At 39.1% G+C, this 2,648-nt stretch carries 2 protein-coding genes; both read left to right on the top strand.

Annotation, left to right across the window (positions count from 1 at the left end; genetic code table 11):
* Window positions 1-228, top strand: a 228-nt coding sequence (locus tag B2X72_RS03390) for a response regulator (RefSeq protein ID WP_286848264.1), incomplete at its 5' end; no start/stop codon positions are given.
* Between the two features lie 222 nt (window positions 229-450).
* Window positions 451-2,631, top strand: coding sequence for a DUF4838 domain-containing protein (locus B2X72_RS03385; RefSeq protein ID WP_158638753.1), 2,181 nt, complete (start codon window positions 451-453; stop codon window positions 2,629-2,631).
* Window positions 2,632-2,648: the final 17 nt, after the last annotated feature.

Genomic DNA, 2,648 nt, shown 5'->3' with positions numbered 1-2,648 from the left:
TTGGTCATAACAGATCTGGCATTACCTTTTGCCAATGGTTACGAAATAATCGATCGCATTCGGAAAAGCAATACGAATAATCAGGTACCTGTTATTATTATTTCCGGTTACCGTGACGATAATAGTATTGTGGAAGGATTCGAAGTCGGAGCCAATGATTATATTAAAAAGCCTATCTCTCCGTCGGAACTTATATCTCGTGTACGATTAAGAATAGGTCATGCTTAGTAAAATTGAACATATAATCCATTTCATTCGATCCTTTTTCGAAGGTGAGGGCTGGCGTATTTTGACGGCAACATCGTATAGACAATTGGGGTTTTACACTCATGGGCGGTTGGAGCTATTACAAAGTTGCTGAAAATAGATTTATGAATCAGTATGACCTAAATCTATCATTAAGGAAATATTTTTAATATGATGTGGAAGTTTATGTTATGTCTATTGTCAATGGTAACGATAGTTCAGGGTAAAGAAAGAATTACATTAGTTGATCAAGGGAAAACGGACTATGTCATTCAAGCGGATGCAAATGATCCTGTTTTACAAAAAGCTGCTGCGGTGATAAACACTTTTACAAAAGAAAGTACAGGTGTAGATTTTGCAATACAAGCTAAAGGCGAAGTCACACATGCCATTATTTTGGAAAAAAGCTCAATAACTAATATGTTTCCCGAAGACAGTTACTCCATACAAGCTGTAGGAAAGAATATTTATATCGAGGGAAGTGGTAAAGGTGTACTATTTGCGGCATATCGTTATGTCAGGGATATTATTGGTGGACGAAAGTGGTATGTAGGTAAAGAAAATACATCTGTTCCAAAATTGACATTCTTAACAGTGGATTCAGATCTGAAGATTTATTCCAAACCAAATTTTGAGTTTAGAGAGGTTTATTTCCCTGTTGAATTGGATCAGGAGTATATGGATTGGTATGGTTTACATAATTTGGAAGAACGCTGGGGAGATTGGGGGCACACTTTCAGTAAAATATTGCCACCATCAGTTTATTTTAAAGAACATCCGGAGTATTACTCCCTGTATGATGGAAAACGCCAACCTATTCAACTTTGTCTATCTAACGAGGACGTTTTTAATCTTACCGTAGCTTATTTTAAACGTAGGATAAGCGAAAATCCCACAGCTACTTATTGGTCTATCGCGGCCAATGATGATATTGGAAGCTGTACTTGCGATCGTTGTCAGGCTATTGATAAGCGGGAGGGTGGAGCGCAAGGCTCACTGATTCACTTTGTGAATAGGGTGGCCGCACAATTTCCCGACAAAAAATTTACAACACTGGCGTATTTAGAATCAGCAAATGCGCCAACGCACTTCAAGGTTGCCGATAATGTTTCTGTTATATTAAGTAATATCGATGCTTTTAGAAAAAATGACATTGGAAGTGAACCATCAGCAGCAACTTTTCGTAGACAATTGGGAGCTTGGAAAGCTAAGGCCAAGCATGTATTTGTATGGGATTATCTGACACAGTTCACTAATTATCTTGCGCCATTTCCGATCCAAGGAACCATGCAGGAAAGTCTACAATATTTGAAAACGCAAGGTGTCGAAGGGGTCTTTTTGCAAGGTGGAGGAGCGACTTATAGTGATATGGCGGAGCTAAATGCCTATATATTGGCTAACCTCGCCTGGGATACGACGCTTTCAGAAGAACAGCTAACCAACGAGTTTATCGAGGGCTATTATGGCAAGGCTGGACCCTTTATTAAAGCATATCTTGCTGAACGAAGAAATCACTTGCCCGGGCCTTCATCAGCTTTATCCATTTACGGAAACCCGATTGATAATAGGCATGACTTTTTAAGTCCAGAGGCGATGGATAAGTATAGTACATTATTAGAAAAAGCGGAAATAGCCAGTGAAGGTAATCCTTTAGTGGAATCCCGTGTCAGGCGTATTGGACTTGGGTTGGATTATACCTATTTGCAACAAGCAAGATTTTATGGACCGCATCAACATGGTATATTTGAACAAGAGGGGGAGCGTTGGGTTGTGAGACAAAAGGTGAGTCGTAAAGTAACACAATTTGTTGAAGATGCAAAAAAATTGGACGTTATAGAGCTTGCCGAAGCTGGCGCATCACCCGATAGTTATGCAAAGGAGTGGTCTGAAATATTCAAAGCCGGCGTTAGAGCAAATAAGGCCTCTGAAGCAAATATTAAGTTGAGATATCCATTTGATCCTTCTTTCCCTGCCAATGGACTAAAAACACTTACAGATAGTGTGCCGGGCTATATGGATTATAGCTATAATTGGTTGCTATGGAACGGGGAGCCGATGGATATTACTTTTGATTTTGAACAGGAAAGGCGAATAGATACCATAACACTTAATTTTCTAAAGGATGCCCGACATTGGATATTTCCACCAAAAGAAATTCGAATTTCGGTATCTAAGAATGGAAAAGATTTCCAAGATGTATTTCTCAGTAAGCTTGAATCCGTTGAGGAGGATTACACCTTGGACAAGATACCTTATCAAGTATTATTAAATGACAGTGTTAAAGTGATCCGAGTTTATGCTGCACCTTTGGCAAAACTACCCGAATGGCGGTATCATCCTAAGCGAAAGCCTCTTATAGCCTGTGATGAAATCTGGTTAAATTAATATAGAAAAGCTTATTA

Origin of the sequence: Sphingobacterium sp. UBA7253, from assembly GCF_002472745.1 — a bacterium.
GTDB classification, from domain to species: Bacteria; Bacteroidota; Bacteroidia; order Sphingobacteriales; family Sphingobacteriaceae; genus Sphingobacterium; species Sphingobacterium siyangense.
The sequence above is the reverse complement of the archived record's forward strand: the minus strand, read 5'-3'. Positions and strand labels throughout refer to the sequence as shown.

Bases quoted from the DNA above. Each gene is read 5' to 3' on its own strand.
- B2X72_RS03385 (WP_158638753.1), top strand. From the start codon at position 451: ATGGTAACGATAGTTCAGGGTAAAGAAAGAATTACATTAGTTGATCAA.